Consider the following 15,186-nt stretch of genomic DNA (forward strand, 5'->3'; position numbering starts at 1 on the left):
TGCATTTCAACCGTCTTCGAATTCGCGCACCTGACCCGCATCCAGCGGGAATGACGACGCACGCTCAAAGGAATTGGCCATGTATTCACGCTATCTTCTGATGGCGCCGCTTTCGCTCGCCTTCAATCTGTTTGTGATGGCGACGGTCCCGGTCTGGGCTGCATGGGCTGCGCTCGCCAGTCTTGACCGGCTGCCAGGCGTCTTTGCCTACGTCCACACCCACGATGACGACATCTACGGGCCTGTTCTAAAGCCGTTGTCAGCGCTGGAACGCTTCAAGGTCGCGTGCTGGTGGCTCTGGCGAAACCCTGGCTATGGCTTCGATGCCTATGTGCTGGGCTTTGACGCTGCCGGGGTTCAGATCGTCTCTGACAGCGGCGTTGTCGACTTTGACCGAGGCAAGACCGTCTCACGCCTCGTCGTCATGCAGGCTGCCAATGGCCACCGCTATTTCTCCTATCGTCGCGACCAGATGCTGCCAGGCAACCGCTTCGCCAAGATCTGGATCGGCTGGCACTGGTCTGCGCTCGATGGCCACCGGCACATGATCAAGATCATGTTCAACCCCTTTCGGAGTGTTTCCTGATGGACCGTAATTTCCAGCGGGCGCTTGCGCTCGTCCTGAAACATGAGGGCGGCTGGTCGGACCATCCGGCCGATCCTGGCGGCGCCACCATGAAGGGCGTGACGCTGGCGAACTTCCGCCGCTACGTGAAGCCGGGCGCCACCAAGGACGATCTGCGCAGGATCACTGACGCGCAGTTGGCCACGGTTTACCGGCGGTTCTATTGGGACGCGGTGCATGGCGCCGAGCTGCCTGACGGCGTCGACTATGCCGTCTTCGACTTCGCCGTGAACAGCGGGCCGGGCAGGGCGGCGAAGTATCTGCAGGGTGTCGTCGGTGTTGTGCAAGACGGGCGGATCGGGCCGGCCACCATTGCCGCGACCAAGGCGATGATGCGGGCAACCGCCATCAATGACCTTTGCGACAAGCGCATGAAGTTCCTGCGCGGCCTGAAGACGTGGGCGACGTTCGGCAAGGGCTGGACGGCTCGCGTGTCTGGCGTGCGGGTGGATGCGCTGAAAATGGTGGCGGTGATCAGCACGCCTAAACCCAGCATTCCCAAGGCTTCCGAGCCGGAAAAGCCTGATCTGATCACCACCCCGGCCGAACCCGCCAAGGGCCTGGCCTTCTTCCTGCAACTCATCGGTAAGGCGCTCGCTGCGCTCTTCTCCCGCCGAAAGGAACACTGACCATGCGCAAGTATTCGAAATTCTTTGTCGCACTGTTCGGTGTCGGTGCGCTCATCGGCCTACGGCACTTCGAGGTCGACATTCCCGGTCTGGACGCGATTGTCCGCGATCTGATCGTCGGTGCTCTTGTGGCCGGCGGTGTCTATCAGGTCCCCAACCAATCGGCGGATCAGTGAGATGACGGCGCTGGTCCTTTCGATCCTCAGCAAACCCACGCTTGTGGCGATCATGGGCGGCCTGCTGGCTGCGCTGGTTGCCTTCATGAAGGGCAACCGCCGCGGTGCGCGTCTGGAGCGCGAGAAGCAGGCCAAGGCCGAGCAGAAGGCGAGGGATGTCCTCGACGACGTGCAATCCGATGTCGGCGCCATGTCGGCCGATCAGGTGCGCGCCGAGCTCGCCAAGAGGGCACGACCATGAAGCGCCGGCTGCTCGACCTCGTCGTCAAGATCATGCTGCTGATCGTGGTCCTGACCGGCGCTGCTGCCTGCACCTCAGCCCGGGGCAGCATCTGCCTGGGTCCAGACCTCCGCTATCGGCAACAGGTCTACGACGCGATGAACGCCGAGGAAGCAGCCCGGCACCTCACCATTCTGAAGACACGCGAGGAACTGTGCGGGAGGAAGCCGTGAGCGACCAAAAGCACTTCGGCATGGATATCGATATGAAGATGAGCCTGGGCAACATGATCGTCATCGGCACGTTGCTGGCGTCAATCATCTTCGGCTGGGCGAAATTTGGGTCTGACATTGAGGCCAACAGGCTGGCCACCGCGGCGAACACCACCCGCATCGAGCGCCTGGAGATCCAGAGCGGCGAGATGAAGGACCGGCTGACACGAATGGAGGTCACACTTCAGAACGTGTCCATGCAGATCGATCGCGCGGTCAGGCTGCTCGAGAAGGACTCTCCGACGCCGAGGCCGTAGCCGTTCATTAACGTCCATTACCACCTATTACCGCCCCACTTGCTTCGGCTGGCGGGTTTTTTGCGCTCACGCGCTCCCAACACTCGTCGCCTCGCTCTATAGCTTCGCTGCGTGGGGGGACTGCCCGCATGGCCGCCTAGACGTAATCGTCCTTCCCGCAAAAGCCGCCGGTTCACCCGGCGGCACTTTGTCGTTCAGTCGGGGGGGGGCGTTGTGAGAGTTTCACCGTCGCGCCCGCATTATCGCAAGGGGACGATAGACGGCCTCCCACACTGCACCTGTCGCGCGACCTTGGCATCTCGTCTGCCCGAGATTACGAAGTCAGCCTGCGTTTGAAGAAATCGAGTATCTCGTCGCGTGCCTTGATAGTCGGCTGACCAGCCTCATCAATCAGATGCACAGTAACGACGTTGTGGGGGGTCTGCACGACCTTCTCAAAGAATTCCGGCACATCGCGGTTCGCCGACGCATCCGGCAAAACGCGACCAACAAAGCGGTCCCCCAAGACCTGCTGATAGGCTGCGAAACGCTGCGCCTTACAGAACCGATCGCCCTCGAAACGGTAAGCAAGAACGGTCAGGTCCTCTTTGACTAGTCGCTCCCTAACCGTGACGAGGTCTTCGGATGAGATTTCGAGGCCGGCATCATCGTCGAGGGGCAGAGCTGGTTGCGAGAGAACTGGCGCAAGCATGGATGGCTCCAACATCATGCTGAGTGCGAAATTGCCCGAGAAGCACATGCCAATAGCGCCCACCCCGGGACCTCCACACTCTTCATGTGCAAGTTTCGCCAAGGCCCGAAGCCATATTGTGACTGGACTTGAAGCACCAGCGCCGAAGGCACGGAACTCTGCGCTTACGCAAACTCGTTTGAAGATTGCCTGGCCCACCTCAAGGTCAACCGGCTCCCCGTCTCGGCCATAGAGGGATGGCATGTAGACCGTAAACCCCGCCTCCAAAACCCAGCGAGCGAAGCGGGCAACGTGTGGACTGATACCGGGCACTTCCGGAATCACGATCACCGCGGGCCCTTTGCCCGAGGTATGCACCATCTTGGTTACGCCCATCAGGGTTATCTTCCTTGGAGCAAAATCCTCAAGAGGATCATACTCGTCGAGCTTCCTAGCCTTCATCGCCTTTTTCCTTCCTGTTTGGTTGCCGGCCTTTCCCCAGACGTCTGGGGGTAGCCGACTTCCATTTGCAGTGACGGAGTGCTTTATTCGAGTGTCCTATCTGACATTATTCGTGCTAAATCAGCCAATGTTCGATTTCACACTCGTCGTGCTTCCAGGCACTTTTGCGTCAGGCGTCGGCGTATCGCTCGACACGCTTGCCTGTGCCACTGCCATTGCTCATGAAGCTGGCTGCGCTCCGCCACGCTGGCGCATTTGTTCGACCGAGAAGTCAGTGCTCCTCAGTAGCGGCCTTCAGATTGAAGCTGCGATTCTGCCGGAAAAGCCGAAGTCCGATGGATCGGTCTGGCTGCTGCCCGGGCTTGGCCTTAACGATGCCGAAGCTGTCATAAACCGCCTAGCGCAGCCGGATGCGGTCACTATAGCAAATGGGTTGAAGGCGCATTCCGACGCAGGAGGGATTATCGCGGCGTCATGCTCTGCAGTGTTCTTGTTGCATGCGGCGGGGCTTCTGAGCAGCAAGAGGGTGACCACGACATGGTGGCTCGGGGGGCTCCTGCAACAGATGGCACCCGATTGCCAAGTTGACGTCGATCAGATCGTTGTCGCCGACGGAAACATTATCACAGGTGGCGCGGCCTTCGCGCACATCGACCTAATGCTGCATCTACTTCGCATCCGCTTTGGCCCGGCACTTGCTGAGTCAGTTTCGCGCGCAATGGTAATCGATGGCCGCCAATCGCAAGCGCCGTTCATCGTTCCTGCGATTCTGGCAAGCAGCAGCGACGTCGCAACTAGGCTTGTGGCCTGCTTTGAAGCGAGGCTGCCGAACCCTCCATCGGTGGAAGAACTTGCTGCAGAACTATCTATGTCGAGCCGAACTCTCTCGCGGCGTATCAAGGCCACAACGGGGAAAAGTGTGTCTGCCTTGCTTCAAAGTGTGAGGATCAATCGGGCGCGGATACTGCTGGAGAGCACCAACATTTCCGTAGAAAAAATAGCCGAACAAGTTGGTTATGCTGATACGACTGCGCTGCGACGGCTAATGCGAAAAGTCACGCAGGCAACGCCGCGGCAGTTTCGCGGCAAACGAAACGCATAAGCCGGTGCTGGAGCCCAGATGTCTAACAGCTAGGCCGCATTTAGCATTGGCGCTACCCGGTTTCAGCCCGGGTAGCGCAATCTTTCGGTCGTCTTGGGCTAACCTGTCTGGAAGCGCCGAGCTAGAATCAGGCGCTCCATCAACTCGAACAGAATCTGACAAATCGCGCCAACACCGCCTAGCACGAAGATGCCAACGACCATGCGGTCGGTTTGCAGCGCGAACCGTGAATCCATGATAATCTGTCCCAACCCTGAATTGGCACCAATCAATTCAGCGGATACCAACGCCACGAAAGCAAAGCCGACCGCGTTGCGTAGACCTATTAGGGCGTAGGGCACTACCGATGGCAGTACAACCCGGTAGAGTCGCTCGAGTGGCCCCAACCCGATGATCTCTGCAGTGCGCAAACGGATTAACGGCACCTCCTTGGCACCAACCAGCGTGCTAATAGTGACCACCACCCAAACTACATAAGCGATAACCAGCCATTTGGACATTTCGCCGATGCCAAACCACATGATTACGACCGGTACTAGCGCGATGGGAGGTATACCCTTTGCAACATCAAATATGATGCTGAACGATTCGCGGATGATGGTGATACGCCCGAGGATGATACCTGTGACTACGCCGGCAACACCCCCCAGCAGATAGCCGACGACTACGCGGCCCAGGCTCGTAATAGTAGCCTTCACAATCTCACCTGAAGACAACATGCCCTTGAGAGCCTCAACCACCTGCAGAGGGCTCGGCACGAGGTCTGGACGTCCAATAGACCCGGCGGCAATCGCCCACATAATGACGAAGGAGCACAGTGAAAGCGTCGACAAGGTCGTCATACGAAAGCCAGACATTACTTGATCCTCCGCTTGGTCGAGTAGCGTGGCAACAAGGTCTCCACTGCGAACTCAAAGGCGCGGTCCAGTAGCAACGCCAGCAATCCCAGTCCAATGATACTAGCCATCAGGGCGGCGGTGTCGAATTGCGAGCGGGCTTGCATAAGTCGATAACCGACACCGCTTTCAGCGCCCAGCATCTCGGCTGCCACTACGACCATGACGCCAAGGCCGATCGCCGTACGTATGCCAATAATGATTGCGGGTATGCAGGACGGCAGCACAATCTTGAACAGCGCCTGGGGGCCGCGGACGCCAAGGCATTCGCCCGCCCGCAACTTGATGCGGCTTACATTGCGCACACCGGCCCGCGTGCTAATGAGCACGGTTAGGGTGATCGTATAGACTAGCAACGCGATACGAGACTGTTCCGTCACTCCGAGCCACAACAGACTAAACGGCACTAGCGCTATCGCCGGGATGGCGTTGAACATACGAATAAAGGGCTGGACAATAGCGTTCGCGATAGGCCACCAGCCGATAGCCACGCCTATGAGAATGCCAGCCGGGACGCCGATCAATAAGGCGAGTAGCAGTCGCCACAGGCTCGCGCCGACATCGTCGGTCATGCTGCCACTCACAATCATATCATATGCACTAGCGCCAACTACCCTCGGAGGTGGGAAGAGCATGTCAAAGGCGATTGCATTTGCCATCAGTTGCCAAACCGCGATGACGATGGCGACGCCTAGCCCCGCATAGAGCACACGCATCTCAGTGGTCCTCATCGATGTCGAGTGCCCTCTCAAGGCGGGTCTTCATTGCGACATATTCGACCGTGGCGGGATCCTGTGGAATTTGGTCGCGCCGAATCCATTCCTTCACGCGTGCGCCAGGACCGGTCGAAAGTACGACGATTTCGGTCGCCAGAAGCAAAGCTTCCTCAATGTCATGCGTGACGAAGAAAATGGTCTTCCCTGTCTCCTCCCAAAGAGATTTGAGGTCAGTCTGAAGCTTTTTGCGAGTAATGGCATCCAGCGCCCCAAACGGTTCATCCATCAAAAGCATGTCTGGCTCCATGGCGAGCCCGCGTGCGATCTGTACGCGCTGTTTCATGCCGCCGGACAGTTCCGAAGGGAACTTGTTTGTATGATTGGCTAAGTTGACCATCTCGAGCACCCGGGCGACACGTTGCTGTCTTTCAGCACGCGGGAGTCGGGAAATGCCGAACTCGACATTTTCTCGGACGGTCAGCCAGGGAAAGAGTGCATTGCTCACGTCTTGGAACACAACTACTCGGTCGGGGCCAGCCGAACGGATTTCCTCTAATCCGAGGCGAATGGCGCCCGAAGTCGGGCGTTCGAAGCCCGCGATAAGATCGAGTAGCGTGCTTTTGCCAGATCCGCTGGGACCGAGCACACAGATGAATGAGCCCCTGTTAAATTCTAGGTCGATCCGGTCAAGGATCGGGTAGTTACCGAAGGATTTCGAGACGTTTGAAATTCCGAAATTGGTCCATAGCTTAGCTAGCATTTTTTGTTCCCCTTTTTTTGTCTGTACGGTCCGCTGGGCGGAGCATAGATGCCCGCCCAGCGTCCTGATCCGCCTTACCTGCCATCCCACCAGGGGAACTGGTATCGTTGCGGCTCATCAATGTGAGGCTATTCGCCTCCTATTGGACTAGGCTGGCGTCCACTGCCTTCAAGGCAGTCCAGTCGAATGCCTTTTGCCAATCTATCGGCGCGGCGATCAGCTTCTGACTTTCCAAGAATTGGCCAACGGACTTCATTCCGTCCAGGAAGTCCTTACTAACGTGCATGTCCCATTTATTAGTCTCGAGCACGCTTTGGACATCGGCGGGCGGGGCCTTGAGATAAGCAGCCAAATCCGCGGCGTTGGCTTCTACGCCTCCGGACTTCTCGAGATATTTGGTGGCCTTAAGCAGTGCGCGCACCACTTTCTCCACCGTCTCGGGCTGCTTCTCCAACAGCTCGCGCTTGGCTACTATTCCGGAGTAAATGTCGAAGCCGACTTGGCCGTTCCAGGCGGCTGGTATCATTTCGCCGCGACTTAGCTGTACCATCTTTTGGTCGAAAGGCTTCCATGAGGAAACGGCATAGACGTCGCCTTGAACGAGGGCGGAGATTTGGTCGAAGGGCGCGAGGTTGATGCGCTCGACGTCGTTCAATGTCAGTCCCTTGCTGTCCAGGAAACGGCTCAGCATGTATTCCCCAGCCGATTTTGAGACCAGGCCAATTTTCTTTCCTTTGATGTCGGCAGCTTCCATCTTTTCCTTTGGTCCGACAACAACCATAAAGTGCGAGCTCTGAGAGAACTGCGCGACCATAACGACGTCGCCTCCCGTAAGAAGATACGACAGAGGCACATCGGCAGCGACGAGGAAGTCGGCCGCGCCAGATCGGAAACCCTCAATAGCCTCAGCGCCAGAGGGGAAAGGCCTCACCACAGCCTCCAATCCTTCCTCCTTGAAGTAGCCCTGTTGGTCGGCCACAAAGACCGGGGCGAACGTGGGGCTGGAGCCCGCGAAAATCCGAACTGGTTCCGCCGATGCGGCAGTAGATAAAATAGCGGCGCCGAAAATCAGCGCCGTCAAAAGTGTTCTAAAATTCATTGACTCCTCCCGATGTTTTACAATGAAGCCAACGCCACAAGGCGCGACTTGACTACTCTATGTCCTCTGTTCTGCAGTTCTTCCCGCGTCTTCTTGGCGAGTTCGATACCGTTGGCCATGTCTCCGTGCATGCAGATGGTCTGCGTAGGCAGGACTATCCAAGATGATCCATCGAGGGCGAGACGACCGCCCTCTTCGACCAACGAAATTGCGTTACGGGCAACCTCGGCGGGGTCCCGCGCCTCGCGTTTCTTGTCCAAGTATAGCGAGCCGTCCGGATTGTAATCGAGGTCAACATATCCCTCATTGACCATCATGATGCCCAAGTCTCGGCATGCGGCATCAACGATAGGACCGACAAGAAAAAGAAGAAGGCTGTCATCGACAGCCTTCAGAGCACGCACGACGCCCCGTGCCACTTCCGGATCGACAGCCGCCGCGAGATAAAGCTCGCCATGCGGTTTGACGTGGTTCAGCGGAACATTCTCCGCTGCACAAAATGCTTTCACCGCGCCGATCTGATATACGGTTATCTCGAACACTTCCTGCTCGCTCAACCCCATCTTGCGACGGCCGAAACCAGCCAGGTCGGGATAAGCGACATGCGCACCTATTTCGACCCCATGGTCCTTTGCGAGCTTTACAGTGGCGTGGATAGTACCTGGATCAGCAGCATGATACCCGCAGGCAATATTGGCCGAAAGAACATGCTTGATCAGCGCTTCGTCGTTGCCCAGCCTATACCGACCGAACGATTCTCCCATATCTGCGTTCAGATTAACCAGCGCCACGACCTGATACCTCCACCACTTACCCTGCGCCAATGTGTCCCTTAGTACTCGATCTTGATCAACGCGAGGCTGAGTCCTGCGATGAACAGGGAAGCCGACAGCGCCAGAACCAACGGGCGCCAACCATGCCTGCGGATTTCGGCAACGTTCGTGCCCAGCCCCATCGCGGCCAAGCCGACCGACAGAAGGCATGTGGTGACCGATTTCAACAGTACCGTCGCCTCAGCGGGTATCGTTACCAGGCTGTTCAGACCAACAACCCCGACGAAGGCGAAAACGAACCAAGGGAGCGGCGGGCGCTTGGCCTCCGCTGTACCCTTGCGGTGCATGGCAATAGCGCCAAGAGCGATGACCATGGGCGCGAGCATGGCGATACGTGCGAGCTTGACGACGGTGCCGATCTCGCCCGCTTGGGGACCGCCCTGGAAGCTTGCGCCAACCACTTGCGCTACCTCATGAATGGAAGCGCCGGCCCACAGCCCGAAAGCATGCTGATCAAGGCCGAAGCTACCCATCAGCAGGGGGTAGCATAGCATGGCGACAGTGCCGAACAAAGTGATGCAAGCGATTGCATAGGCGACCTGCTCGCTTCGAGCATTCGTCACGGCATTGGTGGCAACGATTGCAGATGCGCCGCAGATAGACGTTCCTGCGGCAATCAGTTCAGTTAGCTTTTGATCGACCCCCATCCAGCGGCCCAACAGGATGGTGAACCCGAAAGTTGTGACGAGAGCAATTACTGTGACAACAATTCCCTGCACGCCAATCGAGACAATCTGCGTTGCCGTGAGTTGGAAGCCGAGCGCAACGATAGCGGCACGCAGCAACGTCTTCTGTGAAAAGGCAATGCCCGCCTTGGCATTGGCCATCACGCCGACCGTATTAGAGAATACGATTCCAACTAGCACAGCCAGTATCAGCGGGCTGAGCAACGCCATGCCAGGTAGCTGCTTTAGGGAGAACCCAGCGCCTGCGATTGTGCAGGCTAGCACAATACCAGGCCGGATCACGTTGTGCGTTTCGTCGCCCTTTTTCATGGGCGCCTGTGGAAGCGACAAGCGGTTATCGGCAAGGTCGACGGACAATTTTTTTCTCCAGATATTAAATCGAGGAGATCATTTTTTCAAAAGCCGCTCCAACGCATTGTGTTTGTCAAATTAATCGGACAGGTCGATTAATGGAGCACGAAACGGCCCCGCGCGCCGAAAGGTGGCGGGAGCTAAATTTCCATGCGCAAAGAGGCGCCCCGGAGGGCGTTCTTGCAATCTTAAGCAAATCAGATGAAGGTAGGCGCGGGTGTGACAACCTGACCGCGATAAGCAGGAACCACGATTGGCGTCGTAGGTGCTGCTGAGGCGCACATGGCCTTGGCGGGCCGTAATGTGCCACCGGATACGCCTTGGCGGGCGTTCCAACTCGGCTGAATATGGCCGGGGGCGAACGCTATGTCCAGAGGGGTGACCCTTAAAATCGTTCGACCTGTCTCGCGGCAGGTGTCACCCCCCGGCTGCTGGTCCGCCACCAGCGCGGAAGGCCTTTCTGTGACGGGAAGGTCCCTCCACCGACTGTGACGGTCGGTCTAAAACCGCGAGTACTGAAAAATGACCCTTCACACAAATGGGGGGCATGACGCCCCCGATTTTATGCCGAAGCTCCAAGTCGACGGCGGGTTCGTCTTTGTCACCTGCAAGGAAGGCCACCGGCTTTCCATATCGGCCACCATCGAGTGCTTGATAGATATGCTCGACACCATGGAGCCTGACCCCGACCTTGAAGACAACTCCGACGACGAACCTTGGCTTGGCTGGCCGAATGCTGCTCAGCCGGCATGCGGTGACATGTCCCAGGACAGCGACCGTGAAGCCGACTGGGCAGATGCCGAGCCAACGCTCGGGGCGACTGAAAACCATCCGCGGCCCCTTGGTCATGGACGATCCAAGGACGGGGCGCAAAACGGATGGTCGACAGGGATTGCAGTCGTCGCCGATGGCGAGAATGAGCCGTGCCTGGCCGCAGCCGAAAGCCATCCTTCGTCGCGGGAGTTCATTGCTTGTGGCGTTCAGCAGCCCCGGAGCGGCGCTGTTTACCATGACCGGAGCCATAATCAGGAGCAATGGGCCAAAGGTGACGCATCTGGGGATGATCGTGAAGACGATGACGAGCGCGAACCGGACCAAGACGACGAGTATTCGCTAGGCTGGGGTGATGGCTCGCAGGCGGTCCTGCAGGCCAGGGATGAGTACGAGGCCAGCCTCGGCTTTGTCGGCATAGGAACAGGTTGGCGCGCTGGCGAGGACGATAACGACACTGAGGCTTGCCAGCTTGGCGACAATGAGTTGGAGGCTGATCCTGCTGAAAGCGGTGTCGGGGATGAGGATGGACTATATTGGATGAGTTCGGAAACGCTCTCCGAGCGCGGCGCACGCTCCGACGTCCGCAACCCAGCAGTGCTGCCTGAGTTCTTTCCAGACCGCTTCTCAATGGTAGGCGCCGGCAGTTGCTGTGAACCCCTCATTGCAGATGGCTCACGTCTTTTCGTCGATAGACAACAGTCCTTGAAGCCAGGCGGGTTCGTCGTGGTTTTCCGTGATCCGGCGAATGTGTCGAGCGGCGACCATGTCATGAAAGTCAAACGCCTCGTCTCCCAGACAGAAGACGCTTACGTGGTCGAAATGCTCAACCCGCCAACACGCATTACCTATCAGCGCAAGGACGTGCTGGCCGTGTGGCATTGTGAAGTGGCGCCGGCGGACTATGTTCCGGGGCCGGTGGTCACAGATGGCGAGATGTTGGCCAAACGCGCGGCCGAAATGCGGCGGCAGGCTCAAAAGCTCACCTATGCCGAGCGTGCGCACCGGATGCCCGACGGAACGATCATGCGCACCTTCGTGGCTTCCAACGACGTCAAGGTCATCCACTGATGAAGGCGGCGGTGACATCTGAGGACATCGACCGTTCCCTGCATCTGTTGGGGCTATTGGCCGTATGTGCGCATGCTTCGTCGACCATCAATGAGGTCAGCGGCATGACGACACAGCAGGTCGCCAGCGGTCTAGCAAGTTGCATGGTGCTCGCCATTGGCTTGGCGGGGCAACAGCATGATTTGCTGGACGCGGTGCGCGATGATCAGGGGTAGGCGGCATGAGCTACCTTGATCTGCTGTTTTGGGTGACCGTTGGCGCCGGCTACGCGAGTCACTTGCTCATATTGGGCTGAGACATTTGAGAGGCCCGGTTGCACCTGCAGCCGGGCCTTCAAATATGTTACCCATACTGCACCCATCGGCCTGCTTCCTCGATTCAGGTCAGTGGCGACGGCGATGTAAGCATCTGGTTTTATTTGGTTTTTGTGGTGAGCGCGCAGGGATTCGAACCCTGGACCTACTGATTAAAAGTCAGTTGCTCTACCGGCTGAGCTACGCGCTCCCGAAGGCCGCGCGGCGGCCTCGAAATTCCGGCGGAACATAGGGAGAGTGCCTCGGCGGGTCAACCGGAAAAACGCTGTTGCAAACAGGCTGTCGAATAGCGGTCGGCAACGGTGCCTTGACGCCGCAGTTCAACTCGCTCCGCGTTTTCTGGGAGCGCTTCAAACGCGTAATATTACCTGTTGGTGATATTGCTGGCGTCAGGCCGCGCTGCTAGACATCGGGAGCCCAATATCGGGCTTATCGTTTTGGACATTTGATAGATGCGCATCCTTTTGAAACTCGCCGTTGCTTCCGTTGTCGCAGCTTCCGTTCTTCCCGCCGTTGCCCAGGCAGAAGACCTTGTCTTTACCCTGAAGAATGGAACGTCGTCGGTGCTGACGAATTTTTATGCCTCGCCGGTCGGAGTCGACAAGTGGGAAGACGACATCTTCGGCCGCGACACGCTGGGCGCGGGTGAAAGCATGGAGATCACCATCGCCGACGGCCGCAGCGTCTGCGAATACGACATGCGCTTCGAATTCGAGGAAGGCTCCGACCTCGACACGACCGAGGACAAGCAGAACCTCTGCGAACTCGGCGAGTACACGATCCACGAATAAGGCTGGCCACGTGTAAGCCTGATCACTTCACGGGCAGATTAGGCGTCGACCGGGCCCCGAATAGAGTGGCATATAGGCAATACCCGGCGCAGGAACGCCGAAGAAATTCGCGTCGGGCCGGAAGCAACTGGCCCGTCTGCCACAAAATGGTGATTGGTACCTGATTGCCGCTGCCGCTATAGCGGCCCTGCATAGTGTGGAGCGGCATTGAATGGCATTGGACGTCGGTTATCTCAGCGCCTTGGGGGCAGGCGCCCTGTCATTCCTGTCGCCTTGCGTGCTGCCGCTGGTGCCACCCTATCTCTGCTACATGGCCGGCGTTTCGGTCGACGATTTCAGGGCCGAAGGCGGGACGGCGACGGTTTCCCGCGCCCGCGGCGCGCTCTTGACCGCGTCAGCCTGCTTCGTGCTCGGCTTTTCCACCGTCTTCGTGGCGCTAGGGGCCGGCGCATCGACCATCGGCCAGCTGCTGCGCACCTGGCAGGAGCCCTTGGCGATGGCAGCCGGCGTGCTGATCATCCTGATGGGCCTCAACTTCCTTGGGATCCTGCGCATTCCGCTGTTTTCGCGTGAGGCGCGGTTCCAGTCGCAAGGCAAGCCGGCGAGCAATCTCGCCGCCTATCTGATGGGCCTCGCCTTCGCTTTCGGCTGGACGCCGTGCATCGGGCCGGTGCTGGGACCGATCCTGACGCTGGCCGGCGGACGCGAGACTGTGGGCGAGGGCGCAGCACTACTGGCTGTTTATTCGCTCGGCCTTGGCATTCCGTTCCTGATCGCGGCGCTGTTTTCCGGCGCCTTCATGCGCTTCCTGCAGAAGTTCCGTGTCCATCTGGGCAAGGTCGAAAAGGCCATCGGCGCTCTGCTGGTGGTCGCCGGCGTGCTGTTCCTGACCGGCGGCGTGCAGACGGCATCCTACTGGCTGCTTGAGCGATTCCCGGTGCTCGGCCAGCTCGGCTGATCCTTCAAACCGTCGAAATCGGTGTGCATTGGAGGCAATTGCCAGCAATGCTAGAAAGGTGGCCGAATCCAGCCGCCTTCTTCCAATCCGGACGACGCCATGACCTCGAGAACCTGCCTGTCGATCATCCTTGCCGCCGGCGAGGGTACACGGATGAAGAGTGCGACACCCAAAGTGCTGCACCAGATCGCCAACCTGCCAATGGTTGCGCATGTCGCCCGAGCTGCCGAGAGCGCCGGTGCCGATGCCGTGGCACTGGTCGTCGGACATGGCGGCGATAAGGTGCGAAAGGCCGCCGAAACCTTCGCGCCGAAGGCCGATGTGTTCATCCAGGCCGAACGCTTGGGCACCGCGCATGCGGTGCTGGCGGCGCGGGAGGCGATTGCAAAAGGCCATGACGACATACTTGTGATGTTCGGCGACACGCCGCTGGTCGAGGCCGATTCGCTTGCCCTGGCGCGGCAGAAGCTTGCCGAAGGTGCTGCCGTCGTCGTCATCGGTTTCCGGCCGCCGAACCCGGCGGGTTATGGCCGCCTGCTGGAGAAGGATGGGCGCCTGGTCGCCATTCGCGAGGACAAGGATTGCACCGACGAGGAGCGCAAGATCGGGTTCTGCAATGCCGGGCTGATGGCGATTGCGGGCAAGGATGCGCTGAAGCTGCTCGACAAGGTCGGCAATGCCAATGCCAAGGGCGAATTCTACCTCACCGACATCGTCGAGATTGCCGACAAAGCCGGCCTGACGGTCGTTGCCACCGAAGCGAGTTTCGAAAGCGTGCTCGGCATCAACAACCGGGCCGAACTCGCTGAAGCCGAGGCGATCTGGCAGAAGCGCCGCCGCCGCCAGTCTATGCTTGGCGGCGCGACGCTGATTGCGCCCGAAACTGTCTATTTTTCGCATGATACGGAGATCGGTGCGGACGTGCTTGTCGAGCCGAATGTCTGGTTCGGCCCCGGCGTGAAGGTTGCCGATGGCGCGGTCATCCGTGCGTTCAGCCATCTCGAAGGCGCCGATGTCGGGCCGCGTGCCGAGGTCGGGCCGTACGCGCGGCTGCGCCCGGGTGCCGAGCTGCATGAGAAAGCCAAGGTCGGCAATTTCTGCGAGGTCAAGAAGGCGACGGTCGAGAAGGGCGCCAAGGTCAACCACCTGACCTATATCGGCGATGCGCGCGTTGGCGCCGGCGCCAATATCGGTGCGGGCACCATCACCTGCAACTATGACGGCTACTCAAAATTCTTCACCGACATCGGCGAGGGTGCCTTCATCGGTTCGAATTCGTCGCTGGTGGCGCCGATCGTCATCGGGCCCGGCGCCTATGTCGCCTCGGGCAGCGTCATTACGGAGGAGGTGCCCGGGGATGCGCTGGCCTTTGGCCGTGCCAGGCAGAAGACCCTGCCGGGCAAGGGCAAGGAATTGCGCGAACGCTTCGCCTCTGCGGCCGCGGCGAAAAAGGCGGGTGCAAAGTAACGGCATTTCAATCCTGCCGTGCCATGGATGATCCGTCTTGCCCGGCCGGGCGGCTGATAC

At 58.9% G+C, this 15,186-nt stretch carries 19 protein-coding genes and 1 tRNA gene; 12 read left to right on the plus strand and 8 right to left on the minus strand.

Translation table 11 applies throughout. The annotated features are described in order from the left end of the window. Positions 1 to 79: 79 nt before the first annotated feature. From ACSQ3E_RS11555 to ACSQ3E_RS11580, 6 genes are read left to right on the plus strand one after another with little or no spacing between them, the layout of a single operon-like run. A complete protein-coding gene (locus ACSQ3E_RS11555) occupies positions 80 to 586 on the plus strand; it encodes a DUF7338 family protein (RefSeq protein ID WP_182574209.1) in 507 nt (168 codons plus the stop codon). Continuing rightward, entirely contained in the window at positions 586 to 1,254 is a 669-nt protein-coding gene (locus ACSQ3E_RS11560) for a glycoside hydrolase family 108 protein (RefSeq protein WP_436122801.1), read from the plus strand. The genes ACSQ3E_RS11555 and ACSQ3E_RS11560 overlap by 1 nt, the downstream gene beginning before the upstream one ends. 2 nt (positions 1,255 to 1,256) lie before the next feature. Continuing rightward, positions 1,257 to 1,430 (plus strand): hypothetical protein, encoded by a 174-nt coding sequence (locus ACSQ3E_RS11565; RefSeq protein WP_436122802.1) that lies wholly within the window; start codon positions 1,257 to 1,259, stop codon positions 1,428 to 1,430. Position 1,431: 1 nt separating this feature from the next. After that, positions 1,432 to 1,671, plus strand: coding sequence for a hypothetical protein (locus ACSQ3E_RS11570; RefSeq protein ID WP_436122803.1), 240 nt, complete (start codon positions 1,432 to 1,434; stop codon positions 1,669 to 1,671). After that, positions 1,668 to 1,883 carry a hypothetical protein gene (locus ACSQ3E_RS11575; RefSeq protein WP_182574204.1) on the plus strand — a complete coding sequence of 72 codons (216 nt, stop codon included), beginning with the start codon at positions 1,668 to 1,670 and terminating at the stop codon, positions 1,881 to 1,883. The genes ACSQ3E_RS11570 and ACSQ3E_RS11575 overlap by 4 nt, the downstream gene beginning before the upstream one ends. Continuing rightward, complete coding sequence (locus ACSQ3E_RS11580) at positions 1,880 to 2,179, plus strand: hypothetical protein (RefSeq protein ID WP_182574203.1); 300 nt, start codon at positions 1,880 to 1,882, stop codon at positions 2,177 to 2,179. Before ACSQ3E_RS11575 ends, ACSQ3E_RS11580 begins: the two co-directional genes overlap by 4 nt. Before the next feature lie 313 nt (positions 2,180 to 2,492). Here ACSQ3E_RS11580 and ACSQ3E_RS11585 read toward each other — a convergent pair whose 3' ends face one another. After that, positions 2,493 to 3,311: a dienelactone hydrolase family protein gene (locus ACSQ3E_RS11585; RefSeq protein ID WP_436122804.1), complete on the minus strand. Its 819-nt coding sequence runs from the start codon at positions 3,309 to 3,311 to the stop codon at positions 2,493 to 2,495. A gap of 127 nt (positions 3,312 to 3,438) precedes the next feature. Here ACSQ3E_RS11585 and ACSQ3E_RS11590 point away from each other — a divergent pair, with 127 nt between their 5' ends. Next, positions 3,439 to 4,413, plus strand: a complete 975-nt coding sequence (locus tag ACSQ3E_RS11590; protein ID WP_182574245.1) for a GlxA family transcriptional regulator — start codon at positions 3,439 to 3,441, stop codon at positions 4,411 to 4,413. A 98-nt stretch (positions 4,414 to 4,511) separates the two neighbouring features. Here ACSQ3E_RS11590 and ACSQ3E_RS11595 read toward each other — a convergent pair whose 3' ends face one another. The 6 genes from ACSQ3E_RS11595 to ACSQ3E_RS11620 form a co-directional block, all read right to left on the minus strand. Next, positions 4,512 to 5,270: an ABC transporter permease gene (locus ACSQ3E_RS11595; RefSeq protein WP_182574201.1), complete on the minus strand. Its 759-nt coding sequence runs from the start codon at positions 5,268 to 5,270 to the stop codon at positions 4,512 to 4,514. Beyond that, positions 5,270 to 6,025: an ABC transporter permease gene (locus ACSQ3E_RS11600; protein ID WP_182574200.1), complete on the minus strand. Its 756-nt coding sequence runs from the start codon at positions 6,023 to 6,025 to the stop codon at positions 5,270 to 5,272. Before ACSQ3E_RS11600 ends, ACSQ3E_RS11595 begins: the two co-directional genes overlap by 1 nt. 1 nt (position 6,026) lies before the next feature. Next, positions 6,027 to 6,785 carry an ABC transporter ATP-binding protein gene (locus tag ACSQ3E_RS11605; RefSeq protein WP_182574199.1) on the minus strand — a complete coding sequence of 253 codons (759 nt, stop codon included), beginning with the start codon at positions 6,783 to 6,785 and terminating at the stop codon, positions 6,027 to 6,029. Between the two features lie 139 nt (positions 6,786 to 6,924). Next, positions 6,925 to 7,884 carry an ABC transporter substrate-binding protein gene (locus tag ACSQ3E_RS11610; protein WP_182574198.1) on the minus strand — a complete coding sequence of 320 codons (960 nt, stop codon included), beginning with the start codon at positions 7,882 to 7,884 and terminating at the stop codon, positions 6,925 to 6,927. Positions 7,885 to 7,901: 17 nt separating this feature from the next. Beyond that, a complete protein-coding gene (locus ACSQ3E_RS11615; protein WP_436122805.1) occupies positions 7,902 to 8,675 on the minus strand; it encodes a 5-oxoprolinase subunit PxpA in 774 nt (257 codons plus the stop codon). A 41-nt stretch (positions 8,676 to 8,716) separates the two neighbouring features. Next, complete coding sequence (locus ACSQ3E_RS11620; protein ID WP_246340698.1) at positions 8,717 to 9,760, minus strand: YeiH family protein; 1,044 nt, start codon at positions 9,758 to 9,760, stop codon at positions 8,717 to 8,719. 516 nt (positions 9,761 to 10,276) lie between these two features. On the opposite strand from ACSQ3E_RS11620, the gene ACSQ3E_RS11625 reads away from it, so the two are divergent. Both ACSQ3E_RS11625 and ACSQ3E_RS11630 read left to right on the plus strand, forming a co-directional pair. Next, the gene (locus ACSQ3E_RS11625; protein WP_436122806.1) at positions 10,277 to 11,596 is read left to right on the plus strand and encodes a S24 family peptidase; all 1,320 of its coding nucleotides are present in this window, start codon (positions 10,277 to 10,279) and stop codon (positions 11,594 to 11,596) included. Then, entirely contained in the window at positions 11,596 to 11,811 is a 216-nt protein-coding gene (locus tag ACSQ3E_RS11630; RefSeq protein ID WP_182574195.1) for a hypothetical protein, read from the plus strand. Before ACSQ3E_RS11625 ends, ACSQ3E_RS11630 begins: the two co-directional genes overlap by 1 nt. Before the next feature lie 213 nt (positions 11,812 to 12,024). On the opposite strand, the gene ACSQ3E_RS11635 is transcribed toward ACSQ3E_RS11630, so the two are convergent. Further along, a tRNA-Lys gene (locus ACSQ3E_RS11635) sits at positions 12,025 to 12,100 on the minus strand. Between the two features lie 262 nt (positions 12,101 to 12,362). Between ACSQ3E_RS11635 and ACSQ3E_RS11640 the strand changes: the two genes are divergently transcribed. The 3 genes from ACSQ3E_RS11640 to glmU all read left to right on the plus strand — a co-directional run bounded on the left by ACSQ3E_RS11640 (position 12,363) and on the right by glmU (position 15,126). Continuing rightward, the gene (locus ACSQ3E_RS11640; RefSeq protein ID WP_436122807.1) at positions 12,363 to 12,701 is read left to right on the plus strand and encodes a hypothetical protein; all 339 of its coding nucleotides are present in this window, start codon (positions 12,363 to 12,365) and stop codon (positions 12,699 to 12,701) included. 211 nt (positions 12,702 to 12,912) lie between these two features. Then, positions 12,913 to 13,659, plus strand: a complete 747-nt coding sequence (locus tag ACSQ3E_RS11645; protein ID WP_310318673.1) for a cytochrome c biogenesis CcdA family protein — start codon at positions 12,913 to 12,915, stop codon at positions 13,657 to 13,659. A 99-nt stretch (positions 13,660 to 13,758) separates the two neighbouring features. Continuing rightward, positions 13,759 to 15,126: a bifunctional UDP-N-acetylglucosamine diphosphorylase/glucosamine-1-phosphate N-acetyltransferase GlmU gene (gene glmU / locus ACSQ3E_RS11650; RefSeq protein WP_436122808.1), complete on the plus strand. Its 1,368-nt coding sequence runs from the start codon at positions 13,759 to 13,761 to the stop codon at positions 15,124 to 15,126. Positions 15,127 to 15,186 lie beyond the last annotated feature (60 nt).

Origin of the sequence: Aminobacter sp. LjRoot7 (assembly GCF_964252895.1) — a bacterium.
Lineage (GTDB): Bacteria > Pseudomonadota > Alphaproteobacteria > Rhizobiales > Rhizobiaceae > Aminobacter > Aminobacter aminovorans_B.